The sequence below is a fragment of the uncultured Campylobacter sp. genome (assembly GCF_937949835.1).
Lineage (GTDB): Bacteria > Campylobacterota > Campylobacteria > Campylobacterales > Campylobacteraceae > Campylobacter_B.
This window is the reverse complement of the sequence record NZ_CALEDC010000334.1, coordinates 1-1,127: the sequence shown is the minus strand read 5'-3', so window position 1 is coordinate 1,127 and position 1,127 is coordinate 1. Positions and strand designations below refer to the sequence as shown.

2 protein-coding genes are annotated in these 1,127 nt (G+C 47.0%); both read left to right on the top strand.

From position 1 onward, the window contains the following. A partial coding sequence (locus Q0256_RS07650; protein WP_297961879.1) for a succinate dehydrogenase/fumarate reductase cytochrome b subunit occupies window positions 1-487 on the top strand: 487 nt, incomplete at its 5' end. A 10-nt stretch (window positions 488-497) separates the two neighbouring features. Beyond that, window positions 498-1,127 (top strand): FAD-binding protein (locus tag Q0256_RS07645; RefSeq protein WP_297961876.1); only part of this gene is annotated, 630 nt, incomplete at its 3' end.

Below are 1,127 nucleotides of genomic sequence, written 5' to 3'. Positions count from 1 at the left end.
GGCTACTTGGTGGATCACAAATGTTATAGCTGCTGTTATCTTTGTAGTTTTTGTTACTCACGCCTTCTTGGCCATGAGAAAATTTCCTGCAAATTACAGACAATATCTAATGTTTAGAGGCCACAAAGACCGCATGAAGCACCTTGATACTACGCTTTGGTGGTTTCAGTTTTGGACGGGATTTTTCCTATTTTTCTTTGCGGCGGCTCATATTTTAATGATCGTATTCGGTCCGAAGATCACTGCAGATCTTGCTATCGCTCGATTCGGACAGCTTCATCTATTTTATTTCGTTTTATTGATTTTCGTAGTAACTCACGCTAGTATTGGAATTTATAGATTATATATGAAATGGATCAGCATAGACGGCACGAAGGCGGAAATTCAAAGGAAAAGAGCTCTCATCAAAAAGACGGTTTTTATCGTTTGGGGCGCATTTTTCTTGCTTTCGATAATCGCCGATTTCAAATGGTTAAGTTTAGAATAGGGAGCTTAGGATGAATGTAATATATTGCGATTCTTTAGTTATTGGCGGCGGTTTGGCGGGCTTAAGAGCTGCGATCGCTACCGGAGAGAAGGGGCTTAGCACCATCGTTTTGAGTCTGATCCCCGTTAAGCGCTCGCACTCTGCGGCAGCTCAAGGCGGCATGCAGGCGTCTCTGGGAAATTCCAAGATGAGCGAGGGCGACAACGAGGACGTGCACTTTGCCGATACGGTAAAAGGAAGCGACTGGGGCTGCGATCAGGATGTCGCTAGGATGTTTGCGCAAACGGCGCCTAAGGCGATCCGCGAGCTTGCGGGCTGGGGCGTTCCTTGGACCAGGATTACTAGAGGCGAGCGAAGCGCTATTATCAACGCTCAAAAGACCACGATCACCGAAAAAGATGAGGTTCACGGACTTATCCACAGCCGCGACTTCGGCGGTACGAAAAAATGGCGAACCTGCTATACCGCCGATGCTACGGGACATACGATGCTTTTTGCCGTTGCAAACGAAGCGCTAAAGCATAACGTAGATATTCATGATAGAAAAGAAGCGATCGCGCTAATTCACGCAAACAACCGCTGCTACGGCGCAATCGTGCGTGATTTAGTTACCGGCGAGCTGATCGCATACGTCTCAAAG